Origin of the sequence: Pseudomonas sp. CFSAN084952 (genome assembly GCF_009648855.1) — a bacterium.
Lineage (GTDB): Bacteria > Pseudomonadota > Gammaproteobacteria > Pseudomonadales > Pseudomonadaceae > Aquipseudomonas > Aquipseudomonas paracarnis.
In genome coordinates, this window is sequence record NZ_CP045767.1 from 1,040,078 (window position 1) to 1,062,569 (window position 22,492).

Annotated in this window: 19 protein-coding genes; 9 read left to right on the forward strand and 10 right to left on the reverse strand. The window is 58.5% G+C overall.

The genetic code is table 11. The features are described 5' to 3' along the window. Positions 1–111 precede the first annotated feature (111 nt). From GH769_RS04850 to GH769_RS04865, 4 genes are all read right to left on the reverse strand, one after another. Complete coding sequence (locus tag GH769_RS04850; protein WP_020302489.1) at positions 112–537, reverse strand: Imm50 family immunity protein; 426 nt, start codon at positions 535–537, stop codon at positions 112–114. After that, entirely contained in the window at positions 534–5,225 is a 4,692-nt protein-coding gene (locus tag GH769_RS04855; protein ID WP_372242394.1) for an RHS repeat-associated core domain-containing protein, read from the reverse strand. Before GH769_RS04855 ends, GH769_RS04850 begins: the two co-directional genes overlap by 4 nt. Positions 5,226–5,447: 222 nt before the next feature. Continuing rightward, complete coding sequence (locus GH769_RS04860; RefSeq protein ID WP_032903917.1) at positions 5,448–6,917, reverse strand: methyl-accepting chemotaxis protein; 1,470 nt, start codon at positions 6,915–6,917, stop codon at positions 5,448–5,450. A gap of 96 nt (positions 6,918–7,013) precedes the next feature. Next, positions 7,014–7,820, reverse strand: a complete 807-nt coding sequence (locus tag GH769_RS04865; protein ID WP_032903916.1) for a TatD family hydrolase — start codon at positions 7,818–7,820, stop codon at positions 7,014–7,016. Between the two features lie 236 nt (positions 7,821–8,056). On the opposite strand from GH769_RS04865, the gene GH769_RS04870 reads away from it, so the two are divergent. The 3 genes from GH769_RS04870 to GH769_RS04880 all read left to right on the forward strand — a co-directional run bounded on the left by GH769_RS04870 (position 8,057) and on the right by GH769_RS04880 (position 10,586). Next, entirely contained in the window at positions 8,057–9,478 is a 1,422-nt protein-coding gene (locus tag GH769_RS04870; protein WP_014717651.1) for a transglycosylase SLT domain-containing protein, read from the forward strand. Positions 9,479–9,582: 104 nt separating this feature from the next. Beyond that, positions 9,583–10,017 (forward strand): DoxX family protein, encoded by a 435-nt coding sequence (locus GH769_RS04875; RefSeq protein WP_003189852.1) that lies wholly within the window; start codon positions 9,583–9,585, stop codon positions 10,015–10,017. Positions 10,018–10,277: 260 nt separating this feature from the next. Then, complete coding sequence (locus tag GH769_RS04880) at positions 10,278–10,586, forward strand: hypothetical protein (RefSeq protein ID WP_003189853.1); 309 nt, start codon at positions 10,278–10,280, stop codon at positions 10,584–10,586. Positions 10,587–10,590: 4 nt separating this feature from the next. Here GH769_RS04880 and GH769_RS04885 read toward each other — a convergent pair whose 3' ends face one another. Genes GH769_RS04885 through GH769_RS04895 form a run of 3 tightly spaced genes read right to left on the reverse strand, consistent with a single transcriptional unit; the run spans position 10,591 to position 13,996 of the window. Next, on the reverse strand, positions 10,591–12,330 hold the full coding sequence (locus GH769_RS04885; protein WP_032903915.1) for a Gldg family protein: 1,740 nt from the start codon (positions 12,328–12,330) through the stop codon (positions 10,591–10,593). A 17-nt stretch (positions 12,331–12,347) separates the two neighbouring features. Further along, positions 12,348–13,073 carry an ABC transporter permease gene (locus GH769_RS04890; protein ID WP_014717653.1) on the reverse strand — a complete coding sequence of 242 codons (726 nt, stop codon included), beginning with the start codon at positions 13,071–13,073 and terminating at the stop codon, positions 12,348–12,350. Then, complete coding sequence (locus GH769_RS04895; RefSeq protein ID WP_032874084.1) at positions 13,070–13,996, reverse strand: ABC transporter ATP-binding protein; 927 nt, start codon at positions 13,994–13,996, stop codon at positions 13,070–13,072. Before GH769_RS04895 ends, GH769_RS04890 begins: the two co-directional genes overlap by 4 nt. Positions 13,997–14,236: 240 nt before the next feature. Between GH769_RS04895 and GH769_RS04900 the strand changes: the two genes are divergently transcribed. Both GH769_RS04900 and greB read left to right on the forward strand, forming a co-directional pair. Next, the gene (locus tag GH769_RS04900) at positions 14,237–15,295 is read left to right on the forward strand and encodes a hypothetical protein (protein WP_032874087.1); all 1,059 of its coding nucleotides are present in this window, start codon (positions 14,237–14,239) and stop codon (positions 15,293–15,295) included. A 124-nt stretch (positions 15,296–15,419) separates the two neighbouring features. Continuing rightward, positions 15,420–15,899 carry a transcription elongation factor GreB gene (greB, locus tag GH769_RS04905; RefSeq protein ID WP_014717656.1) on the forward strand — a complete coding sequence of 160 codons (480 nt, stop codon included), beginning with the start codon at positions 15,420–15,422 and terminating at the stop codon, positions 15,897–15,899. Between the two features lie 38 nt (positions 15,900–15,937). On the opposite strand, the gene GH769_RS04910 is transcribed toward greB, so the two are convergent. Both GH769_RS04910 and GH769_RS04915 read right to left on the reverse strand, forming a co-directional pair. Further along, the gene (locus GH769_RS04910) at positions 15,938–18,448 is read right to left on the reverse strand and encodes an ABC transporter permease (protein WP_108538543.1); all 2,511 of its coding nucleotides are present in this window, start codon (positions 18,446–18,448) and stop codon (positions 15,938–15,940) included. Next, positions 18,448–19,131 carry an ABC transporter ATP-binding protein gene (locus GH769_RS04915; RefSeq protein ID WP_003189864.1) on the reverse strand — a complete coding sequence of 228 codons (684 nt, stop codon included), beginning with the start codon at positions 19,129–19,131 and terminating at the stop codon, positions 18,448–18,450. The genes GH769_RS04910 and GH769_RS04915 overlap by 1 nt, the downstream gene beginning before the upstream one ends. A gap of 10 nt (positions 19,132–19,141) precedes the next feature. On the opposite strand from GH769_RS04915, the gene GH769_RS04920 reads away from it, so the two are divergent. The 3 genes from GH769_RS04920 to GH769_RS04930 all read left to right on the forward strand — a co-directional run bounded on the left by GH769_RS04920 (position 19,142) and on the right by GH769_RS04930 (position 21,143). After that, positions 19,142–19,747, forward strand: a complete 606-nt coding sequence (locus GH769_RS04920; RefSeq protein WP_014717658.1) for an arylesterase — start codon at positions 19,142–19,144, stop codon at positions 19,745–19,747. A gap of 58 nt (positions 19,748–19,805) precedes the next feature. Then, entirely contained in the window at positions 19,806–20,099 is a 294-nt protein-coding gene (locus tag GH769_RS04925; RefSeq protein WP_003189866.1) for a hypothetical protein, read from the forward strand. A 78-nt stretch (positions 20,100–20,177) separates the two neighbouring features. Then, positions 20,178–21,143, forward strand: coding sequence for a L,D-transpeptidase family protein (locus tag GH769_RS04930; RefSeq protein WP_014717659.1), 966 nt, complete (start codon positions 20,178–20,180; stop codon positions 21,141–21,143). A 178-nt stretch (positions 21,144–21,321) separates the two neighbouring features. Here the strand turns inward: GH769_RS04930 and oprI are convergent, their stop codons facing one another. Next, entirely contained in the window at positions 21,322–21,573 is a 252-nt protein-coding gene (gene oprI / locus GH769_RS04935) for an outer membrane lipoprotei OprI (protein ID WP_003172710.1), read from the reverse strand. Between the two features lie 612 nt (positions 21,574–22,185). On the opposite strand from oprI, the gene GH769_RS04940 reads away from it, so the two are divergent. Next, positions 22,186–22,467: a GNAT family N-acetyltransferase gene (locus tag GH769_RS04940; RefSeq protein WP_003189869.1), complete on the forward strand. Its 282-nt coding sequence runs from the start codon at positions 22,186–22,188 to the stop codon at positions 22,465–22,467. The last annotated feature ends 25 nt before the right edge of the window (positions 22,468–22,492 follow it).

A 22,492-nucleotide genomic window follows, 5' to 3' on the forward strand; every position in this document is an offset into this window, starting at 1 on the left:
TCCGTTGAAACAACTTGGACAGAGTTTAGGTGGGGTGGGGCGGGTCGGCGAATTGACGTTCGCTATAGCATTCATAGGAACGAACGGTCGAGTAAATCACGTTTTTGATTTTTATAGAGTATTGTCTGTCCAGTTATAGTCTCCTGGTTCGGGGCTATTTATATAAACTGTCGGCCCTTCCATGGAAAGCCACTTGGCTTTGAGTTCAATAGACGCGTTTTTTGAGTTTGCGGTAAGAAAAAAGTACCCGTTTTCTCGCTTTATATTTATTGTGAAAATATCCCTGCGCGGGAGGTTTACTATTTTTAAGTTGCTAATTTCAGAACAGCTTAGTGCAATTCTGCACGTGTTATATCCTTTGTTCTTCCATTTTTCAGGCAACACATCAGGGAAATCTGGTATGTCAAAACCTATTCCAAAAGAGGGCTGGTCATTTTCTATGCCCAGTGAATGAATGTAAGCTTTGCCGATTTCAATCGGTTGGCTAAAGACTTTGTTAAAAAATATAGTCCCGTCAAGTTCGTTCCAGTATTTCATTTTTTATCCTTGAATACGTAATGGTCTTTTGTCCCCGGAACGCTGCCGGTTCGCGGTGTATCAAATGGACGCAGATTGAAGTGAGCGCCTTGATTGCCAACTCCGTTTGGAGCGCCGAATTTATGCCCGGCTGAATGGTCTTGTATTAATACTTTTGATCCATCAGCCCTCGTATATTGATAAACCCTTGTGTGAATAGGTTTTCCCGAGCTATCTAAAATTGCTTTTCCGTTTATATCTGACATTTTCACAATGCTGTATTGTTTTTTTGTGCCAGACCTCGGGGCGGTAATTACATCAGGTTGTTGTGCCATCGGTATATTGGCGTCTCTTTTTGCCTCGCGGAACGCTCCTTTACGAGATATATCAGGTACTTCAGGTTCAGCAGGTATAGCGCAGGTTGGGTTTTTCTTTACTGAGCCAGTGCAGTTAGCATTTAGTCCAAGGGGATCCACCCATCCCGTAGGATTGGGCACATACCGGTACCCATTGATCCCCCCCGCCAACTTCACCGGATCTGGCGTCAGGTAACGACCAATATCCGGATTGTAGTAGCGATGGCGATTGTAGTGCAGCCCGCTTTCCTGGTCGAAATACTGCCCTTGGAAACGCAGCGGGTTGTCGATTTTGTCCACATCTAACCGAGCGATCTGGCCGTAGGCGCGGTAGTGGGCGGACCAGACGATTTCGCCCTCGGGGCTGGTCAGTTCCTGCGGGGTGCCGAGGTGGTCGAGTTGGTAGTGGTAGGGCTTGGTTTCTTTTGGGCCGAAACCGTCCAACAGGGCCAAGGGGCGGAAGCTGTCGGGTTCGTAGAGGTAGCTGCGATGACGCTCTGCATGGTGTTCGGCTATCAGCTTGTCGCCTTGCCAGAAAAACTCGGTGGCTTTGTCGTCCACGGTTTTGCTGATGCGGCGTCCAAATGGGTCATAGCGATAGCTGGCGGTTTGGCCGTTGGGCGTTGTAACCCCGACCAACCGATGCTGGCAGTCGTAGCGGTACTCAGTGACAAGTTGCTGGCCTTTACCGCGTCGTTCGCGGATGAGGTTGCCGAAGGCGTCGTAGTCGTAATGACGGTCGCCCTGGATCATCAGGCGGTTGGCCGCAACGATGTCCGGGCCGGGGCGGTCTTGCATCAGCAAGTTGCCCGCCGGGTTGTGGGCGAAGCGTTCCTGTACGTCCTGCGAGTGATCGGCGCGAGTCAGGCGGGCGAGGGGGTCGTAGTGGTAGCGGTGTTCGCCTTTGCGGGTGTCGAGTAGGCGGGTGAGGTTGCCGCTTTTGTCGTAGTCGTATTGGCGTTGGTAGAGGTGGTTTTGCTGTTGGGTCACCGCGTGGGCGTGCAGGCGGTGTTGGTCGTCGTAGTGGTAGTGGCTGAGCAGTTGGCCTTGCTGGCGCTGGTGTTCGCGGCCGCTGTTGAACAGATGTGAGGTGAGCACTTCTCCGTTGAGTTCGACGGTGGCGAGGTGGCCGCCTTTGTCGTGGTTGAAGGTGACGCGGTTGTTGTCCGGCAGGCACAAGGTTTTAAGCTGGCCGCAGGCGTCGTAGCCGTAGCGCAGGGTGCCCCAGCCTTGGTGTTCGGCGGTGAGGCGGTTTTGGCGGTCGTATTCGTAGGCCAGCGCCCAGTGGCCGTCTTCGGCGCTGAGGAGGTTGCCTTGGCGGTCGTAGGCATAGTCGACAACGCTGTCATCGGGCAGGGTTTTTCGTACGAGGCGCCCGGCGTGGTCGCGCTGGTAGTGGGTGATTAGCTGACTGCCATCGTCGCCGTATTCGGTCTTCTCCAGCAGGTTGCCGTTGAGGTCGTAGGCATACGCGGTGCGCTGGCCGTCGAAGCCGGTTTCCTGGCGGATCAGGCCGTTGGGGTGATAGTCGAGTTGGTAGGTTTCGCCGGCTTCGTTTTCGATCTCGGTGAGCAGCAGCCGGGCGTTGTCGTAGCGGTACTTGACTTGGGTGCCGTCGGCGTTGAGGCGGCGGCTGATCAGGTGCAGGCCGTCGGCGTATTCGTAGCGGGTGACGTGGCCGAGTTCGTCGCGTTCTGCGATGATTTTGCCGTAGGGGTTGTAGCTGAATTCCCTACAACTACCTCCTGGCAATACAAGACGAATCAACCTGCCGACGCTGTCCCATTCATAGACTGTCTGCGCGCCGTGTTCATCCTCACGGGCAACTTGCCGCCCCAGATCGTCATAGCGATAACGCTTGATCCCACCATTGGGCAATTGCTCCTCAAGCAGTTGCCCGCGTTCGTTCCACACCAGCCGATGGCAACTGCTGTCGGGATACCAAACCCCAACTAATTGCCCATGTTTGTCATAGCTGTAGTCAGTCGAATTGCCATCCGGGTCAATCTTGCGGATGACATCGCCCTGAACATTGCGCTCATATTTCCAGACCGCCTCCCCACGCCTGACAACCCGAACAAAACCGTTGTCATGTTCGTAGGAAGTCGGCTCATCATCCCCCGGAAACAGCGCCACCAAGCGTCCGGCGTCGTCATATTGATAGGCCGTCACCGCGCCCATCGGGTCTTGCTCGACGGTCAGCCGGCCCTGGTCGTCGTAGGATTTGAAATGCGTGGCACCATCCGGATCAATCCTCTGTACCAGCCGCGCCCGCTGATCATGGACATACACTTCCTGGCTACCATCGGCGTTATGCACGGTGACGCGCCCGTCATCGCCCCAGGCATAACGCGTGTCCATCTGCGAAAAACTCGCCCAATGCCGAACGCAGCGCGCCGCCTTGCCAGCGTGTTCCCATTCCCAATAGAAACTCGCGCCTCCGGCCAACTGCCGCTCGAGAATGACGTGCTGATCGTCGTACCGATAACGCTCGCTTTCCCCGACAGCATTGGTCGCGCAGACCAGTCGTCCGTGTTCGTCATAGGCGTAGGAAACAAGGTTCTGCTCGGTCTCCCACACGTAGGGCTCACGCCCTTTGGCGCGATGCACCTGATAGTCCACCGCGACGATGCGACCCAACTCATAACGCAGCAGCAACGAACGACCGGCGCCGTTATCCAGCCGCTCAATCCGCCCTGAACGATCCCGGCAAAGGCGCAGGCGGTTGTCATACGCGTCGCTGATCGAGACCAGCACACCGTCGCGAAAGTGATAAAAACGCGAGGCCTGGGCCAGCACCAACTCGTCAGGCGCCGAACCCAAATAGATCGCCGCTTCCGCCAGGCTATTGGTGATTGCGGGTCGAGAGTCGCTGGGCAATGGAAACTGCGTATGGCGGTTCTCATGATCGGTCCACACCACCGAATCGCCCGACACCACCAGCCGATGAGCCAGCGCATGGCTCCAACCCAACCCCAGCCCACAATCGACCTCCACCGCGCTAGTGCGATACAGCCGTGTCCACTCAAACGGCAAAATCCCGTCCAGCGCGCCGTCGGTGAGGGTGAGCAATTCCTCGCCGGTGACCATCGACACCGGGCAGCCGTGAGTGACTGTTTTATCCGCAGGCGCCGCCGCATCGCCCTTCGGATTCGACGCCACAGTTGGCACATCATCGACAGGCTCCTGACGGACCAACGTCGTGCGCTGGGCCTTGCCGCGCACCATCGGCACCGGGTTCGAAACCAGCGTATCGCCCGCCTTCAACGGCACAGCCGGCACCGTCTTAATCGGCGTCGCCGCACTGCTCAGCAACACCGGCTTGGCGGCCTCGACATGGATTTCCAGCCGAGGCCCCGTCACCTGCTCGGCCAGCAACTCCAACAACGCCCGCGCCCGCCCGGATTTGACGCCACTAAGCACCTGAGCACCCAGGCGCAGCTGTACCCCAATACCCCGCGTGGCCCAGATCAGCAGCAGATTGATCAACACTTCGCCGGTGATTTCACCCAGCAGTTCGTACATGTCGGGTGGCGGCAGCATGCGTACCCAGGCCACCAGCGCCGACAGGTAGATAAACAACAGCGGCTCATCACTGAGTACCAGCAACCCCTTGGCCAGCGTGTCTTTGCCCAGCTTGAGCAGTGCATCCAGCTCGGCCTGGGACAGGTATTTCAGCAACGTTTCGCTGTTGGACTTGAGGTTGGCGAGCAGGTCGTACAGCTCGGTGATGTTGTCCCACAGGTTGTAAAGCGCCTTGCCCAGCCCGGTCGCAAAGGCAATGCCCTGAATGCCGCTACGCTTGTAGGCTGGCGCTTTGGCAAAGTCTGCCCATCGAGGCTTGAAATGCTCGGCCCATGCCGTGCGCAAATCCGCTTCCAGCCCGGCGATCACAGACTCATAGGACGCATACAGCGCCTGGACGTGAGCCTTGGAAACAGTGGGGTAAAAGGTGATTTCGTACTGTTGGTCGCGGCTACAGTCGCTGACTTCAAGAATGCCGCTGGGGCCAATGGTCCGATGCAGTGGCGCGCCTAGCGGGCTGCCGTCCTGTGCAACGGCTTGCAGCCTCACGGGCGTGTTGCCGATAGGCACGAACTGCGTGCTTTCGAACAGATGCACCAGCGTCAGCCCGCCCTGGGCTTTGCATTGAGCGACCGTGCGGCTGGGCTTGTCGGAAGAGATCGGCGCGACCAGTGCGACGTCTTCCCCAACCTTGAATACCTGCTCCACGCTAAGTGCCGAACCACTTAAAAAGCTGTCGGCCCACTTATCAAAGGTATTCAGGCAGGTACGCAAATCCGCGAATACGCGCTCAACCTTCGGCGCTTCGGGATCCATGGGCACTAGCATCAGGTTGGCCAGCACCGAGATCAAGAGACAGCCCCATTCATCAGGGCTCTAACGAACACCACCATCTGCAATCCCTCGCACTGTTTGATCAGGCGAGGGACTTTGCAGCGGTTGTCAGGTAAAAGAAGTCGGCGTTATTCGCGGGGACGGCGAGGAAGTTTCGTCTTAACTTCAGGTAAACCGAGGCTTGGTCGTAGGAGTTGGATTACAGCGGGAAAAGTCTTACAACTTCAACTGCCCAATCGCCTTGCTCAACTCCCCGGCTAATGTCGCCAGTTCATTGCTGGTAGTGGCCGACGCCACGGTCTGATGCACGGTGTTTTCGGTCACATCGCGAATGCTCACCACGGCGCGGTTCATTTCTTCGGCGACATGGCTTTGTTGCTCGGCGGCCACGGCGATCTGGGTGTTGCTTTCGCGCATCTGTGCCACAGCGCCGGTAATTTCAGCCAGCGCGATGCCGGCTTCCTGGGCCTGCTGTACGCAGTCATCTGCCTTGAATGAGCTTTCCTGCATGAAGTCCACCGCGTCGCGGGTGCCGGCTTGCAGCGCCGAGACCATGCGGGTGATTTCGTCGGTGGAGCTTTGCACGCGCTTGGCCAGGTTGCGCACTTCGTCGGCGACCACCGCGAAACCGCGGCCCATTTCCCCGGCGCGGGCGGCTTCGATGGCGGCGTTGAGGGCGAGCAGGTTGGTCTGTTCGGCGATGCTGTGGATCACACTGACCACACCGTTGATTTTCTGGCTGTCTTCGGCCAGTTTCTGGATCATTTCGGCGGTCTGCTGTACGCCGCTGGACAGCCCGGCGATCGAGCGCTGTACCCGGCTGACCACTGCCTGGCCGCTGCCGGCGAGGGTATCGGCGGCCTGAGACAAGTCACGGGTGGCGCCCGCGTGCTGGGCGATGTGGTAGACGGTGGCGGTCATTTCGTTGATGGCGGTGGCAGCCTGGTCGGTTTCGCTTTGCTGGCCCAGCATGCCGTGTTGCACCTCGTTCATGCTGCTGGCCAGGCGAGCGGCGCCGTCGTCCAGTTGCCGGGCGGTGCGTGCCACGGTATTGACCACGCGCTGGTAGCCGGCTTGCATGGCGTTGAAGGCGCTGGCCATCTGGCCGACTTCATCCTTGCAGGCCAACGGCACCCGCGCCGACAGGTCGCCGGTCTTTTCGACGTGCAGCATCACATCCTTGAGGGTGTTGAGTTGGCTGAGCAGGAAGCGGATCAACAACTGCGAGGCACCGAGCATGGCCAGCATCAGCACTGCCACGGCGACGGCGTAGTGGGTGAAGCGTTCACTGAACACTTGGCTCAGGCTCGGCGCGTAGGCCAGGACTGCGACCTGCTGGCCGTCGGCCCGGCTGATCACCTCGGCGCCGATCAGCGGGTTTTCACCGAACAACGGCATGGGGTTGAGTTCAGTCCAGCCGTTGGCAGTGCTCAGGGTGGGTAGATCCTCAGGGGGCTGGCCTTTGGAAAATGCGAGCCAGTGCTCACCCGTGGGCAAGGTTCTGTCGGCTGGCCAGGCGCTGAGCAAGCGTCCTTGGGCCTGGGCCGATGCTTGCGACGCCTGGCTGCGCGCCTGTTGTTCAAGCTGTACCGCGTACAGCACCAGCAGCAGGGTGGTGATGAAGGCGACCGCGTTGACGGCCCAGAATTTGTATTTGAGCGAGATATTGCTAAGCCAGGCACCCATGGAAGGTTTTCTCTGATAGCGGAAACAGTATTGGCAAGGTGCCATTATTGTGCCGCTATTCAGAAAAGCGCTTTTGACATGGGTCAATGCGCCGTATTAATCGATGGCAGGCAAGCCGAAAAAGCGGCGGGCGCAGGCGGTGCTGTGCAACGCCAGATCTTCCATCGTTTCGTTACGGTGCAAGGCCACTTCGCGCAGTACTTCGGGCAGGTACGCCGGCTCATTGCGACCATTTTTCGGCTTGGGGCGCAGGGTGCGTGGTAGCAGGTAGGGCGCATCGCTTTCCAGCATCAGACGGCCTCGGGGAATGTCCCTGACCAGTGAATGCAGGTGGGTGCCACGGCGTTCGTCGCAGATCCAACCCGTGATGCCAATGTGTAAATCCAGGTCCAGGTAGCTGAACAGCGCTGCCTGTTCGCCAGTGAAGCAGTGCACCACGGCGGCTGGCAGGTGGTCGCGGTAGTCCTTGAGGATCTCCAGCAGACGCTGGTTGGCATCGCGCTCATGGAGAAACACCGGCAGTTGCAGTTCGACGGCCAGGGCGAGGTGTTCTTCGAGGACTTTTTCCTGCTGGGGGCGAGGGGAGAAGTCCCGGTTGAAATCCAGCCCGCATTCACCCACGGCGCGCACTCGGCTGTCGCCCAGCAAGCCACGCAGACGTTGGACGCTGTCGCTGTTCCAGTCGCTGGCAGAGTGGGGGTGAATGCCGGCGGTGCTGAACAGGCGCTGGCTGCTTTCGTCGAGTTTTACACACAGTTGCAGGGCCTGTTCGCTGCCCTCGACGCTGGTGCCGGTGAGTACCAATTGCTGCACGCCAGCGGCGTAGGCGCGTTCGAGAACGGCCGTGTGCCTCTCGTCGAAACTGGGGTTGGTCAGGTTGACGCCAATATCAATGAGTTGCATGGTGCTATCTCCGCCTGCGGCCGGAAAGCATATCAGAGCTGTAGATTGATAAGAAAAACCAAGAACTACAATGCGTTAACGCTGTCTTTGAACGTCGCAAGCGACATTGTGGTGGGCCGATTGCCTGCCACCTTGGCGCCGTTGCACGCCTTGCCAGCGCATAAAGCGCTCTGTTTCTGACCCCCAGCACTGCGTAATTCGCACAGGCGCTGGCCAGTTTTCTTTCCGGAGAGCGGATGATCCGACCCTCGGCGTTGCTTATGTTGTGCCTGGCGTTATTGCTGCCCATGGCGGCGGTCGCACGTCTGGATGGGCCGCTGCAAGTGGCCAAGCCCGGCAAGGTCCGCGACCTGGCGCAAATTCGCTCCAGCCGCACCCTGCGCGTCTTGGTCAACCAGAGCCGCAACAGTTCCGGTGAAGTGCAGGGCCAGGCCATCGGTGTCGAATACCATCGGTTACGCGCCTTCGAGCAATACCTCAACGGCCATGCCCGTGATGGGCAGGCCATCAACCTCAAGATCATCCCCAAGGCCAAGGACCAGTTACTCGGTGCGCTGGCCCGTGGTGAAGGTGACCTGGTGGCGCCCGGTGAGTTGCTGGACGTGAAAGGCGTGCACAAGGTCAGCGCCAGCGCCCCGATTGTCAGCGATGTGCCGTTGTGGCTGGTGGGCGTCAAGGGTGAACGACGGTATACCAAACTGGAGCAACTGTCGGGTCGCACGGTGACGCTGACCACCGGTAGTGCGGCGGTGGACGCTATCAGTCAGGTCAATCAAAAGCTGGCCCTGCACAAGCGCCCACCAGTGAAAGTGGAATGGGTTGACCCGAGCCTGGCGGTGGAAGATGTCCTGGAGATGGTGCAGGCCGGGATTTTTCACCTGACGATCGTGGAAAAACCGATTGCCCAACGCTGGTCGAAAATCCTGCCCAAGTTGCGCTTTGACAAGCAGGTCGTCATCAGCGAGCCAGGCGACGAGTTCTGGTTTGTGCGTCAGGACGCGTCGATGCTGCGTGCCAGCATCGATCGGTTTCTCAAGACCTATCACACGCCTTCCGATCAGGATGTGGCCTTCCAGCGCATCTATCGGCGCCTCTACCAGGTCCGTAACCCATTGGCGCGGGCTGACCGCCAGCGCCTGGAAAAACTGCGCCCGGTTTTGCAAAAACATGCGCGTGAGCAAGGTATGGACTGGCTGAATCTGGCGGCGTTGGCGTTCAAGGAGTCTTCCCTGGACCCAGGCGCACGCAATAGTGGAGGCCCTACCGGCCTGATGCAGATCACGCCGTCGGCGGCGCAGCGGGTGGGGGTCAACAATATCGAGTCGCTCGACAGTAATGTGCAGGCGGGGGCGCGTTACCTGGCGATGATCCGGCGCAAGTTTTTCTCCAGCCCCAAGCTCAATGAGCGCGAGCGCATGGCCTTTATGCTGGCGGCGTACAACATGGGGCCGGAGCGGGTGCAAGGTATGCGCACCGAGGCCAAGCGCCGTGGGCTTAACCCCAATCAGTGGTTCTTCCAGGTTGAACGCATTGCCATGGAGCAGGTAGGGATGGGCGGCGTCAGCTATGTTAATAGCGTCAACAAGTATTATTTGGCGTTCGATCGGGAGCGCGAGTCTCTGGAGCCGCCTGCGGCTAAAGTTGCATCGCGTGAATAATCGATTTTTTAGATGTAAATTAGGCAATATTTCGGCTTTTATCATTGCTTAAACTGATTAATATAGCGGCCAACCAACCCCTACCTGGAAAAGGATTTACCCCCATGAGCCCAATGATTACCCGTGTACTGTCCACTCGCGCCGGTTATGGCCTGACTATTCTGCGTATCTTCGTCGGCATCATCTTCGCTGCCCACGGTTCGCAAAAGCTCTTCGGCTGGTTTGGCGGTGGTGGCCTGGCGGGCACCGCACAATGGATGGAAAGCATCGGCCTGGCGCCTGGCACGCTGATGGCGCTGCTGTCGGGCGGTACCGAGTTCTTCGCCGGCCTGGCCCTGATCATCGGTTTGCTGGTTCGCCCTGCTGCATTGGGCCTGACCTTCCTGACACTGGTGGCGATTTTCTCTGTACACATCCACAACGGGCTGTTCATGGCCAACAACGGTTATGAGTTCGCACTGGCGTTGCTCGGCGGCGCGTTGGCGGTGTTGCTGGAAGGTGCGGGCAAATTGTCTGTCGACCGCGCGATCACTCACTGATCGTTTAGCAAGCTGCACAAAAAGGCCCGCTGATGCGGGCCTTTTCGTTGCCCGGGATTCTTGACACTGCCCCACAGGCTTCTCTAGGATGCTGCTCATGCGCCGATTTAAACAGCTAATTGCGGGGCGCCACTGGGTCTCAATGCAGCCCGACAGAAGTACGCTTGCTCACGCAGGGCGTTCCTCGAAATACCGCTAAAGCGCTGGTTCGGTGTTGCCTCTCACCTGCCCGCAGACTTTTGAGGCAGAGACACGACACGATGAATGCACTACGCCCCCTCATACGCCTGGCCCCGATCACCGCGGACCTGACTCAACGCAATCCGAAAATCCTCCTGGGCGGTAAGCACCAGCCGACACTGCTGCGTTATCTGGACGGCTGGCCACGCCGTTCCGGTCGGCCTTCGGCGTTCCTGATCCAGTTTGTGGAAGACGGCGATTCCCTGGCCCGTTTTGCCAGCGACAGTTTCGACCTTGCAGTGATTCAGGCACCGAGTGCCAGCAACGCCCATGAGGTGATCCACCAACTGACGCGCATTGCCCGGCAAGGGCTGATTGCCCGTCGCTGAGCGACTAGTGAAAGGTTGCCAGTGCGAGGAGTCGACGCTTGCGCTGGTACAGGAACAGTAACCCGGCAATCAGGCACAGCAGTAGCGGTAGAGGCACGACCATCAGCCCTTTGAGCTGTCGCTCGAAACGCTGCACCGGGGCATAGGCCTGCGCCTTGAGTGTATGCAACTCGATGGGCAACTGCAGGCGCTCCTTGTTGAGTACCTGCAACTGCGTATTGGTATCCACCGCCTGGGTGATAAGCCGCGTGTGCGCTGGGTTCAACTCGCGCCATGCTTGCTCTGTCTGCTCAAGTCGTCGCTGTAGCTCAAGCGAATTTTTCCGATAAGCCTGTGCGGCTTCGTCGCGCATGTGTTCCAGCCTGTGCAACGGTTGGCGCATGACACGGGATCGAATGCGCTGGAGCGCTTCGGGCGCCGCCAGGTTATCCAATGTGTTCAATACAAACTGCGCGTTGCCGTTGCGTGCATGGCTGACTGTGTCCGCGAGCAAGTCGGTGTCGGCCACGACCACCATCTGGATCAGTTCTGCTTTTTGCAGCCCGGGCGGCTGGCCCTTGAGGCCGTCGGGAAACGCTGAGTAAGCGGGCCCCTCAACGCGCGCAGCGATCACATGGCGCTGCCCTGAAGTCGCCGTTTCATCGATCAGTGAGTCAAATGTCGTCGCCGAGCCAAAGCGTTTCGCGTCCAGCAGGGCCGATTGCCGTGAGCTCAACAGAATCGGGGTCAACAGTGAACGGCTCTTGGGGGCCAGGGAAAGCGCGCCGCTGCTTGAGACCATCACGGCGTCCAGCCCCCAGGCGCTGACATCCGTTGGAGTCATCGCCTGTGATGGAAGGTGTAGCCTGGCCGGGTGCAGTACCCGGGGCATTCCCGGGCCGGGCGTGGCTGATGAGGCATAGAGATTATCCACCAACAGCTTATCCGCGGGCATTTGGATGCCCCACGCGTTCAGCAACCCCTCCATTCTGGCGTTCGCTGGCACGGCGTCAGCGCCCATCTCGCTCACGGGGTCGAGGAACATCATCAACTGGGTGCCTTTCAATACCGATTGCTCAATGGCATATAGGGCTCGTTCAGGTAAAGCGTGCGGCTGTACGACTATCAATGTCGCGATGGATGACGGAACCTGGGCGATGTTCGCAGCCAGTTCCACCACGTTGAATTGCTCGCGGATCAACCCCAGCAACTCGCTGGCCGATTTGTCTAACGCCAGTCCCGACAGCAGGCCGATAGTGGCACGCTCAGGCTGCCCCAACTTATAGATCAGGTGGCTGATCTCATATTCAAGTAATGACTCGTGCTCAGGCCGGAACGCTTCGATGCGTTGGGCGCCCTGGCCAGTACGGGTGCCGATAAGGCCAAGGAATCCTTGTGTGTCATCAAGCCCAAACAAGCGGGCTTTGTAGGCATCTTCAGAAAAGGGAGCGGGGTTAATGATATGTAAGTTGATCAGGCCGTTTGCCGCTTTTTCGAACGCCTTGAGCACGTCTTCCACGCGCCGACCATAACGTTCTAATGCCTGGCTTTTTTGCGGCGCATTGAGGGTATTGAAGTAATACAGATCCAGTGGGCTTTCAAGTGACAGTAGCAGTTGCTGCGCCGCGGGCGATAAGGTGTGGATTTTTTCTTCGGAAAAGTCCCAGCGAACAGTGGGCAGTTTGGGTGCCCAGACTAGATTGAATGCCAGAAACAGCAGTGATATGACGAGAAGTGTCATACCCGCACGAAAAGCGGATCCCATCAGTGGTCTTCCTTTTCTCAGCTGTTTTTATAATTGAGTGTGAGGGTGGTCGCAAACAGAAAAGCAACGATCATGCTGATAAAGTACAGGCTGTCCTGCAGTGTGAGCTTGCCGTTATCCATCGCGCTGAAGCGGGCAACGGGATCCAGGGACATCAAACTGTCGATAATCCATATCGGTGCTTGTTGTTCAAGTGCATCCAGTACTGACGAAAGCCCACTGGCGGTCAGCAACAAGCCGAGCGTGAAAAAGAAAATCAGCAGGCGTTGGTTCGCAAGTACACAGATGAAACAACCTACCGAAAGATAACTTCCCGCCAGTAACCAACTGGCCAGGAATTGTGAGGCGATAACGCTATTGTCAGGTGTGCCCAGATAATTCACGGCAATCACCAGCGGGAAGTTAAGCATCAGCGCAATGCCACAGACAGTCCATGCCGCGATGAATTTTCCGATCACCCGTTCCATCGAGGTGACAGGCAAGGCATTCAGGGTGTTGTAAAAGCTGGCGTTGGATTCATCCGACCACAACTGCGTCGATAAAAGGGGGACCAGCAGGAGATAAAGCCAGGGGTGCAGTTCAAAAAAAGCCTGCAAATCACTGCTGTTTCGCTCCATCCATTGGTTGGAATGCAGTCCCAGCGCTGCGCACAGTGCGAGAAAAACCGCCACGCTCAGGTAAGCGCTGGGGGCGCAGGCATAGCTGACGAGTTGTCGTTTGAAAATGACAGGTAGCAGTCTCAAGGTGTTACCTCTTGGCTCAGATGGTGAACGACATCGTTCAGGCGACCCGGCTCCAGATTCATTGAGGTGATGTTCCAGCCGCGATGGGTGATAAGCGCGTTGATCGAGGGAAAGATGGAATGCCCGGGCATGGCCAGTACCGTAACCTTGCCGGGCGCATGCCGGTCTTCTTCGATGCCTGCGACGCCGGGCAATACGGCCAACGCGAGCAAATCCAGCGGGGCGTCTGCCGCGAGGGTGACGGCCTGGAAGTGCCGGGAGCTGCGCTGTAAGTCGGACAGCGAGGCATCGCCCACCAGGCGACCACCGGCGATAACCAAGGCACGGGTGCAGATGTCCGCCAGATCCTGGTAATGGCGGGAGGCGATGATGATGGTCATTTCCTCGCTCAGGGACTGGATGAGTGCCCGGAACTTGAGGCGTTGATCAGGGCAGAGCCCTTCTGTGGGTTCGTCCAGCAGCAGCAGGCTTGGGGAATGCAGGAGCGCCTGGGCCATTGCCACTCTGCGCTTCAAACCAAGGGAAAGGACGTTGATGGGGCAGTCGAGCACGGGCAGCAGTTCTAGTCGTGCGGCTACCTGCGCCACCTGGCTGCGTTTTTCCATCCCGCTCAAGCCGCGAATGGCGGCAATGAAATTGAGCATGTTTTTGACGGGCATCGTGTGATGGTCGAGGCCGTTTTGGAGCTGATAGCCAATGACCTTTTTGGCTTGAATTGAGTGGGTATGGGTATTGAAGCCTTGAATACTGATGTGCCCGGCCGTCGGCTTGATCGTCCCGGCGATCAGGCTCAACAGTGTTGTTTTTCCCGCCCCACTCTCTCCCAGCAAGCCCACACACTCCTGGCGCTGGGCACAGAAGGACAAGTTGCTGATTACGCGTGTTTTGCCCAGGTGTTTTGTGAGGTTGCTTATCTCGATCATGGTTTTACCGAATAAGTTTTGCAGGGCGTGTGAGAGAGGCCGGCTGTATGGGGAAGTGCTTTAAAAAGGGTACGTTCAATATGAAGACTTGGGAACGCGAAGTGTGATTAATAAGAAGAATCCTACGTTCGGCCCGATAATCCGCTGAAACAATTGTTTTGTTTTGAATACTTATTAATGTCCAGATGTTTATCTGATGTTTATATAAAGTTTTCTCCTTTGTAACGAGGCCAGATTGCCATGATGCTTCTACGTACTCTTGTTCTTGAGCGCAACGATGAAGGGACGCCCGTTAACGGCGCCTTGTTGTGCGGGTTTGCTGTGACGCAAACGGCGTCCAACTTTCTGGTGTATAGCCTGGATGAGGAGGCAGAACCCGGCCACTCCAGGGTCTATATCGCGGCACTGCGTAAAAAGATTGACCGGTATTTCCTGGGAGGCGTTGACTCCAAAGAGGACCTGCAATTAGCCATGCAAGTCTTCAAACAGATCCTGACGATGGCAGCGGCAGCCGGCTCGAAGACAACGCCGATTGCCGAACCCCAGGTGCCCTTTCATTTCGTTGATTTGAAAGGCTGCCGGTTGCCGCCTGCCAGGCCAGAGGATCATCACTCGGTGATCATCAAGAAAGCTTTGGTCATGAAGGTCATCACCTTGGGCATGTCGGCCCCGGCGTTGCCTGCGATCGAAAGCAGCGCAGTGATCGTGCCGTCCATTCGCTTCTCGTCGCAAATGGTTGCGCCGCCGCGAAATCCGCGCTCAGCCACGACTGCGCCGCAACCTATGGATGAAGGCACCCTTGAAGAACCGGCGCGGTCGCTGGTCGCGATACCGCAGGAGCAGGTTGAGCCCAGTGCGTCGTCTGTTCCTGTTGAACAAGATGACAGTCACTTTGAGTCAGACAACCTACGGTTGGCGCCACCCGAGCCTGAGCCTGAGCCTGAGCCCGAACCCTTGGACCCGCCTGCCCAGTTGGACCATACCTCTTTGCTCGAAATGGACAGCGCGCTGAGCAATCTGGCCAAAGTCGCCCAGGAACTGACGCAAAAAAAATGCGCGGTCCTAGAGAAGGAGCAAATGCTTGAACAGTGGCAGGCGCGATTGCAACAGCAGCAGAGCCAGTTGGAAGAAAAAGGCCGTGAACTTGAGCAGCGCCATACCTATTTGCAGGAGCAGGGACTGGAGGTCAGCCAGAAGGCCGAAAAGCTGGCGATGATGATGTTGCAGTTGTCGGGTATGCGCCAGCGTATGCAAGGCACGTTGCTTGAATTGGACCAAGTGCTGGAGGGGCATGGGTGAGGTAATGGGGCGCCGGCCTGGATACTTTCCAGGGTTCATTTATCATCAGTCCCAGCCGGCCGCTGCCTGGGCATGATGCCCTGGCATAACGGCACCATTGGACATTGCCTGGGGATGCAAGCGTTTGAGTACCAAGCTGATTACCAAAGAAGGTCATGAAGCGCTGAAAAAAGAGCTGGATTACCTGTGGCGAGAGAAACGCCCGGATACCACACGCAAAGTGACCTGGGCCGCCTCCCTGGGAGATCGCAGTGAAAATGCGGATTACCAGTACAACAAGAAGCTGTTGCGGGAGATCGACCGACGGGTGCGTTACCTGCGCAAACGCCTGGAAGACATGCGGGTGGTGGAGTACATGCCCGAGCAGGAAGGAAAGGTATTTTTCGGTGCATGGGTCGAAATCGAAAACGAACAGGGCGAGACCAAGCGTTTTCGCATCGTCGGTTATGACGAGATCTACGATCGCATGGATTACATCTCCATCGACTCACCCATGGCACGGGCCCTGCTGCGCAAGGAGGTGGACGACGAGGCAATCGTACAGACCCCCGGCGGAGAGGTGTGCTGGTGGATCACCAAGATCGAATATGTGAAGACCGCCTGATGGCACGTACCCTTGGCTGGGGGCGTGCCATCCAGGTCTCAGCCTTCGCGCAATACGGTCAGCGGGCTGGCATTCAGTGCACGGCGTGTGCCGAATACCCCGGCAGCGCCAATCAGCACGGCACCGATCACGGGCAGCAGTAACAACCACGGGTGGGGATGCCACGCCAGGTCAAAGGCATAGCGGTACAGCACCCAGGTCACCAGTTCGGTGCCCAGTGCCGCCAGCAAGCCACTGACCGCCCCCAACAGACCGAATTCGATGCGTCGGGCCTTGACCAGCAACTTGCGCTCGGCGCCCAAGGCTCGCAGCAATGCACCTTGGCGGATTCGTTCATCCAGGGTGGCCTGCAGGCCAGAGAACAACACTGCCATGCCCGCCGCGAGTACAAACAACAGCACGTATTCGACCGCCAACGTCACTTGGGCGAGGATGCTGCGCAACTGCTCCAGCAGGGCCTCGACCTGCAGGATAGTGACCGCCGGGAAGGCCCGTGACAGGTCGACGATCTGTTGGTCATGGCCGGGAGCCAGATAGAAGCTGGTGAGGTAGGTCGCGGGCAGATCCTTCAAGGTGCCCGGTTGGAAAATCATGAAGAAGTTGGGCTGGAAGTTATCCCAGTTGATGGTGCGCAGGCTGGTGACCCGTGCTTCACGGTTTTCCCCACCGATGGTGAACAATAAATGGTCGTTGAGCTTGAGCTTCAAGCTCTCGGCCACCTTGGCTTCCACCGACACGCCAGGAACCCCGTCAGTGGGTTGCGCCGACCACCACGTACCTGCCGTCAGGACGTTACCCGCTGGTAAGTCGGCTGCCCAGGTCAGGCTCAGATCGCGTTGAGTGGCCCGGTCGCCACTGGAGTCCTTGCTGACAATCTCCTGCACGGGTTCGTCATTGATGCTGATCAGGCGCCCCGGCACCACCGGGTAGAGCGGCGCCGCTTGTGCCTGGACGTCCAGCAGACGGGCGCCAAAGGCGTCCTTGTCGGCCGGCAGGATATTCAGGGCGAAGTAGTTGGGCGCATCCTTGGGCAACTGGTTTTGCCAGGTGTCGAGCAATTCGCCTCGCAACAGCGCGATCAACCCCATGGACAACAGGATCAAGCCAAAGGCCAGGGATTGGCCTGCCGCCGCCAACGGGTGACGCAACAATTGGCCCAGGCCCAGGCGCCACGGCAGGGAGGCACGAGCCAGTAACCGCCGCAGGCTCTGTAGCAACAACAGCAGCAAGCCACCCAGGAGCAGCGCAGCGACTACACCGCCGCCGAGTAACGCGAAGGTCAATACCAGGTCCAGGCTCAGGCGCCACATGATCAGGCCCAAGGCAAACAGTGCCGCGCCGTAGACCATCCAAGTGCTTGAAGGAATAGGCAGCAAATCGCGGCGCAATACCCGCAGCGGCGGTACCCGGCCCAGTGCGGCCAGCGGCGGGAGGGCGAAGCCGGCGAGGGCGACCAGCCCGGTGCCAATCCCCGCGACGGCCGGTAGCAGCCCGCCTGGCGGTACGTCGGCGGGTAGCAGGTCGTGCAGGAAGTAGAACAGGCCAAATTGCGCCAGCCAGCCGAGCAGGGCGCCGGCCAGGCTCGCCAGCAAGCCCAGTACGCTCAGTTGCAGGCTGAACAGCAGCATGGCTTCACGGCGCGACAAGCCCAGGCAGCGCAACAACGCGCTGGCATCGAAACGTCGACTGGCGAAGCGGTTGGCTGACAGCGCCACGGCCACGCCAGCCAGCAGCACAGCCACTAGGCTGGCCATGTTCAGGTAACGTTCGGCCTTGCCCAGTGCGCCGCCGATTTGCTGGTTGCCATCGCGGGAGTCCTGCAGGCGCTGGTTGGCAGCCAGGCCCGGTTTGACCAGGTCGCGATAAGTTTGCAGCGCTGTGCTGCTTTGTGGCGCACGCCATAGTTCGCGGTAGCTGACACGGCTGCCTGGCTGGACGACACCGGTGGCGTCCAGGTCCGCCAGGTTGATCATGACCCTGGGCGTGAGGCTGTAAAAGTTGCCGGCGCGGTCGGGCTCATAGTTCAGGATGCGCGCCAGGCGCAGGGTCTTCATGCCGACATCGATGCTGTCGCCGACTTTCAGGTCCAGCGCCGTCAGCAACCGTGCTTCTACCCAGGCTTCACCAGGTTTGGGGCCACCGCCCGGGATTTGCGTACCGAAGGGCTCGGTGCTGCTTTTAAGCTCGCCGCGCAAGGGGTACTGCTCGTTGACCGCCTTGATGCTGGAGAGCTGGATGCCGTTATCGGTGGCGATAACGCTGGAGAACTCCACGATGCGAGCGTGATCCAGGCCCAATTCGGTCCCAGATTTGATTTGCTCGGCACGGGCCGGCGAGCTGCCTTCGAGCACCAGGTCGGCGCCGAGGAATTCGGTGGCGCGCAGCAGCATGGCGCCGTTGAGGCGCGCACCAAAGTAGCCGATAGCGGTGCTGGCGGCCACGGCCACCAGCAGGGCAAAGAACAGCACGCGCAATTCGCCGGCGCGGGCATCGCGCAGTAACTGACGCATGGCAAGACTGAACAGGCGCAACAGCGGCAAACGTGCCATCAAGGCTCCAGGGGCGCGACCATCAGGCCGGCTTCAAGGCGGATCAGGCGCCGGCAACGGTGGGCCAGGCGCTCGTCGTGGGTGACCAGTACCAGGGTCGTACCGCTCTCTTTATTCAACTCGAACAACAGGTCGCTGATGCGCTCGCCAGTATGACTGTCGAGGTTGCCGGTGGGCTCGTCGGCAAACAGCACGTCCGGTTCGGCGGCAAACGCGCGGGCAATCGCCACGCGTTGTTGTTCGCCACCGGACAGTTGGCGGGGCGAGTGGGTCAGGCGCTGGCCCAGGCCTACGCGCTCCAGCAGGTGTTTGGCTCGCTCGCGGGCGTCCTGGCGACCGTCCAGCTCCAGCGGCAGCATCACGTTTTCCAGAGCATTCAAGCTGTCGAGCAATTGGAAGGATTGGAATACGAAACCCACATGCTCGGCACGGATGCGCGCGCGCTGATCTTCGTCGAGGGTGCTCAGGGCTTGCCCGGCCAGGGTCACTTCGCCGCTGCTGGGCAGGTCGAGGCCGGCCAGCAGGCCCAGTAGTGTGGATTTACCGGAACCGGAGCTGCCGACGATAGCCAGGCTATCGCCCTTGTTCAGTTCCAGGCTCAGTTCGTGCAGGATAGTCAGTTCACCTTCCGCGCTGGGAACCACTTTGCTAAGGTTTCGCGCGGTGAGAATGCTTGCGCCCATGGAGAATCCGATGCGAGTGTGGTTTTTGAGTGCTGGCCTGGCCTTGATGTGCATGGCCCAGAACGCAGCGGCGGGTACAGTCCTGATCGTTGGCGATAGTATCAGTGCCGGTTTCGGCCTGGATACCCGCAAAGGGTGGGTCGCGTTGCTGGAGCAACGGCTCAAGCAGGAGGGTTTTGACGACAAAGTGGTCAATGCTTCCATCAGTGGCGACACCAGTGCAGGAGGCCTCGCGCGGCTGCCCGCGGCGCTTGCAACGCACAAACCGGACGTGGTGGTGATCGAGTTGGGTGGCAACGATGGCTTGCGCGGCCAGCCGCCTGCGCAATTGCAACAAAATCTTGCTTCGATGATTCAGCAGTCCCGGGACAGCGGCGCCAAGGTGCTGCTGTTGGGTATGCAGATTCCGCCCAATTACGGCAAGCGCTATGTCGAAGCTTTTGCCAAGGTATTCGGTGATGTGGCACAGAAAGAAAAGGTGCCGTTTGTGCCGTTTTTCCTCGAGGGCGTGGGTGGCCATCCGGAGTTGATGCAAGCTGACGGGCTGCACCCGGCGGTCGCGGCGCAAGACAAGTTGCTGGAAAATGTCTGGCCGGCGCTAAAACCGCTGCTATGACGCTTTTCTACCGGCAGGCTTTCGGCTAAGGTGGCGCCCCCCTGATTTGGAGCCCTCGATGTCGCGCCCTGCCTGGTCCCTGTTTAACTACCAACTGATCGAGCCGGACGAGCAGCTGGACCTGTTCGCCTGCCAGGAAGTGCGAGTGCATTTGGTGGCGCGTCAATTGGAACTGGGCGGCTCCATCGACCGCACGCTCTGCGGCACTTTATTGCCCGCACAGCCACGCTGGTCATCGGTCAACCGCTCGATTTTTCAAGACCAGCGACTCTGCCCGTTATGCCGGGCGATTCTAGAATCGCAAAAGCGCGGCACGCCGCCGATCTGGCCGGAGCTGCGCTTCGAGCTGTAAAACAGCTTGAAGCTTGGCGCTGCGAAGCCGTATACAATCAATTTTTCCCTACCCGTCGTCTTGCGAAGGATTTTCCGGATGTTGTCGCGCCTTTCCGTCGTCACCTGCTGCCTGTCTCTTGCTGCGCTTTGTGCGGCGGGTTCGGCGGCGGCCTTGCAGTTGCCCTTGCCACCGCCCGGTGAGGACATTGTTGGCCAGGTCCAAGTGATCAAGGCCAAGTACGAAGACACTTTTGCTGACCTTGGCACCACCTACGACCTGGGCTATTCGGAAATGGTCGCGGCCAACCCGGGTGTCGATGCCTGGTTGCCGGGTGCGGGCACTGAGATTGTGCTGCCGACACGCTTTATCCTGCCGCCCGGGCCGCGGGAAGGCATTGTGATCAATCTGGCGGAATACCGGCTCTACTACTATCCAAAAGGCCAAAACGTCGTCTATACCTTCCCTCTGGGCATTGGCCGGGAAGGCTGGGGTTCGCCGATCGCCCATACCAGTATCATCGCCAAGACGCCGAACCCGACCTGGACGCCACCGGCCTCGATCAAGGCCGAGCACGCCGCCAACGGTGACCCGCTCCCCAACGTGGTGCCTGCCGGCCCCGACAACCCACTGGGGCCGTTCAAGTTCACCCTGGGCACGCCGGGTTACCTGATTCACGGCTCCAACATGAAGTTTGGTATCGGCACGCGTACCAGCCACGGGTGCTTCCGCATGTTCAATAACAACGTGTTGGAAATGGCAGGCATGGTGCCGGTAGGCACGTCAGTGCGCATCATCAATGACGCGTACAAGTTCGGCAGCAGTGGTGGCAAGGTCTACCTTGAGGCCCACACGCCGTTGAATGATGACGGTACGCCATCGGTGGTCGACAAGCACACCGCGGTCATCAATGCGTTGCTCAAGCGCGAAGACCTGTCCAATAACCTACGCGTCAACTGGGACCAGGTGCGTGATGTGGTCGCCGCCGAGGATGGCTTGCCGACCGAAATTGGTGTGCCAGGCGGCGCACCTGTGGCGTCCAGCGCCCCGCTCGATCTTCAATAATAAGCCTGAGCGAACATCCCTGTGGGAGCGGGCTTGCTCGCGAAGACGTCGGCCCGGCAAACATTGATGTTGACTGATCCACCGCTTTCGCGAGCAAGCCCGCTCCCACATGCCAAATCATAGGCAAAAAAAAGCCGACCCATAAATGGATCGGCTTGATAACAACCCCGAAGGATTATTACTTGCGGCTTGCTTTTTCAAGCATGCGCAGAGCGCGCTCGTTAGCTTCGTCAGCAGTCTGTTGTGCTTTTTGAGCAGCAGCCAGAGCTTCATCAGCTTTACGGTAGGCTTCGTCTGCACGGGCCTGGGAGCGAGCTGCTGCGTCTTCAGTTGCAGTCAGACGAGCTTCGGTTTCTTTGGAGACGCTGCTGCAACCGGTAGCCAGAACTGCGGCCAGAGCCAGAGCAGAGAATTTCAGAACGTTGTTCATCGTGTTCCCCTTCAAGGACTTTCAATTTAATGGCTACTTTCTCACAGTGAGCTAATAGCCGGCGTACATACTACCCATTACTTGTAGTAAGTAAACTGACGTTGCGCAAGAAGCAAAAAAATTTCTTGTGCCGAATCTATTTTGGCTAATCTTTTGGCGGTTTGTATGAAAACTGTCCAATTTTTTGCACCTGGACGCACATTGGATCCAGGCTGAAAGGGCCGGCCCGCATGTGTTAAGCCTTGTAAATAGATGAAATTTTATATAACGAAGCGGGGCACTTTGGTTACGCTTGGCTTTACTGCGGCGGGCATCTTTTGCGCATCTAGAGGTGACTTTAAGAGCGCCAGTTCGTCTCAAGGTTCAACTGCCGGCAATGTTCAGGCTATCGGTCACCGGTTGATCGAGGCCCTTTCTATATCCACCAGCGGCGGGGAATGACGAGTGCGCCTTGAGCAATTTCAGGATTGGTGCCTACTATTCCCTATGTGCTGGTTGTGAGCGCTCACGGTTTTCTCGCTGTCGAAACCGGCACGGGGTGGCGTAGATGTTCCTTCGCCGGAAAAACATCGGTAAGGTAGGGTCGTTAATTCAGACCCGCGAGGAGTAGTGATGAGCGAGGCGTTGTCCATCCACCATGACCAGGCTGGTCATCAGTTCGAGACCAATGTGGACGGTCATCGTGCCTACCTGACCTACATGGACCTCGGGAAGCAGACCCTGGATATCTATCGCACCTTCGTGCCCAACGCACTGCGGGGGCGAGGCATTGCGGCTGCGTTGACTGAGGAAGCCTTGAAGTTTGCCGAAGAGGCTGGCTACACGGTGATCCCGTCGTGCTCTTATGTCGAACGCTATATGGAGCGCCACCAGCGCCATGCTGCGAAGCTGTAACTGACCAGTTGCCAATAAAAAACGC

What these genes read in the sequence shown, in the direction of transcription:
- GH769_RS04850 (WP_020302489.1), bottom strand. Translation starts at nt 537, where the DNA reads ATGAAATACTGGAACGAACTTGACGGGACTATATTTTTTAACAAAGTC.
- GH769_RS04855 (WP_372242394.1), bottom strand. Translation starts at nt 5,225, where the DNA reads ATGCTAGTGCCCATGGATCCCGAAGCGCCGAAGGTTGAGCGCGTATTC.
- GH769_RS04860 (WP_032903917.1), bottom strand. Translation starts at nt 6,917, where the DNA reads ATGGGTGCCTGGCTTAGCAATATCTCGCTCAAATACAAATTCTGGGCC.
- GH769_RS04865 (WP_032903916.1), bottom strand. Translation starts at nt 7,820, where the DNA reads ATGCAACTCATTGATATTGGCGTCAACCTGACCAACCCCAGTTTCGAC.
- GH769_RS04870 (WP_014717651.1), top strand. Translation starts at nt 8,057, where the DNA reads ATGATCCGACCCTCGGCGTTGCTTATGTTGTGCCTGGCGTTATTGCTG.
- GH769_RS04875 (WP_003189852.1), top strand. Translation starts at nt 9,583, where the DNA reads ATGAGCCCAATGATTACCCGTGTACTGTCCACTCGCGCCGGTTATGGC.
- GH769_RS04880 (WP_003189853.1), top strand. Translation starts at nt 10,278, where the DNA reads ATGAATGCACTACGCCCCCTCATACGCCTGGCCCCGATCACCGCGGAC.
- GH769_RS04885 (WP_032903915.1), bottom strand. Translation starts at nt 12,330, where the DNA reads ATGGGATCCGCTTTTCGTGCGGGTATGACACTTCTCGTCATATCACTG.
- GH769_RS04895 (WP_032874084.1), bottom strand. Translation starts at nt 13,996, where the DNA reads ATGATCGAGATAAGCAACCTCACAAAACACCTGGGCAAAACACGCGTA.
- GH769_RS04900 (WP_032874087.1), top strand. Translation starts at nt 14,237, where the DNA reads ATGATGCTTCTACGTACTCTTGTTCTTGAGCGCAACGATGAAGGGACG.
- GH769_RS04910 (WP_108538543.1), bottom strand. Translation starts at nt 18,448, where the DNA reads ATGGCACGTTTGCCGCTGTTGCGCCTGTTCAGTCTTGCCATGCGTCAG.
- GH769_RS04915 (WP_003189864.1), bottom strand. Translation starts at nt 19,131, where the DNA reads ATGGGCGCAAGCATTCTCACCGCGCGAAACCTTAGCAAAGTGGTTCCC.
- GH769_RS04920 (WP_014717658.1), top strand. Translation starts at nt 19,142, where the DNA reads ATGCGAGTGTGGTTTTTGAGTGCTGGCCTGGCCTTGATGTGCATGGCC.
- GH769_RS04925 (WP_003189866.1), top strand. Translation starts at nt 19,806, where the DNA reads ATGTCGCGCCCTGCCTGGTCCCTGTTTAACTACCAACTGATCGAGCCG.
- GH769_RS04930 (WP_014717659.1), top strand. Translation starts at nt 20,178, where the DNA reads ATGTTGTCGCGCCTTTCCGTCGTCACCTGCTGCCTGTCTCTTGCTGCG.
- oprI (WP_003172710.1), bottom strand. Translation starts at nt 21,573, where the DNA reads ATGAACAACGTTCTGAAATTCTCTGCTCTGGCTCTGGCCGCAGTTCTG.
- GH769_RS04940 (WP_003189869.1), top strand. Translation starts at nt 22,186, where the DNA reads ATGAGCGAGGCGTTGTCCATCCACCATGACCAGGCTGGTCATCAGTTC.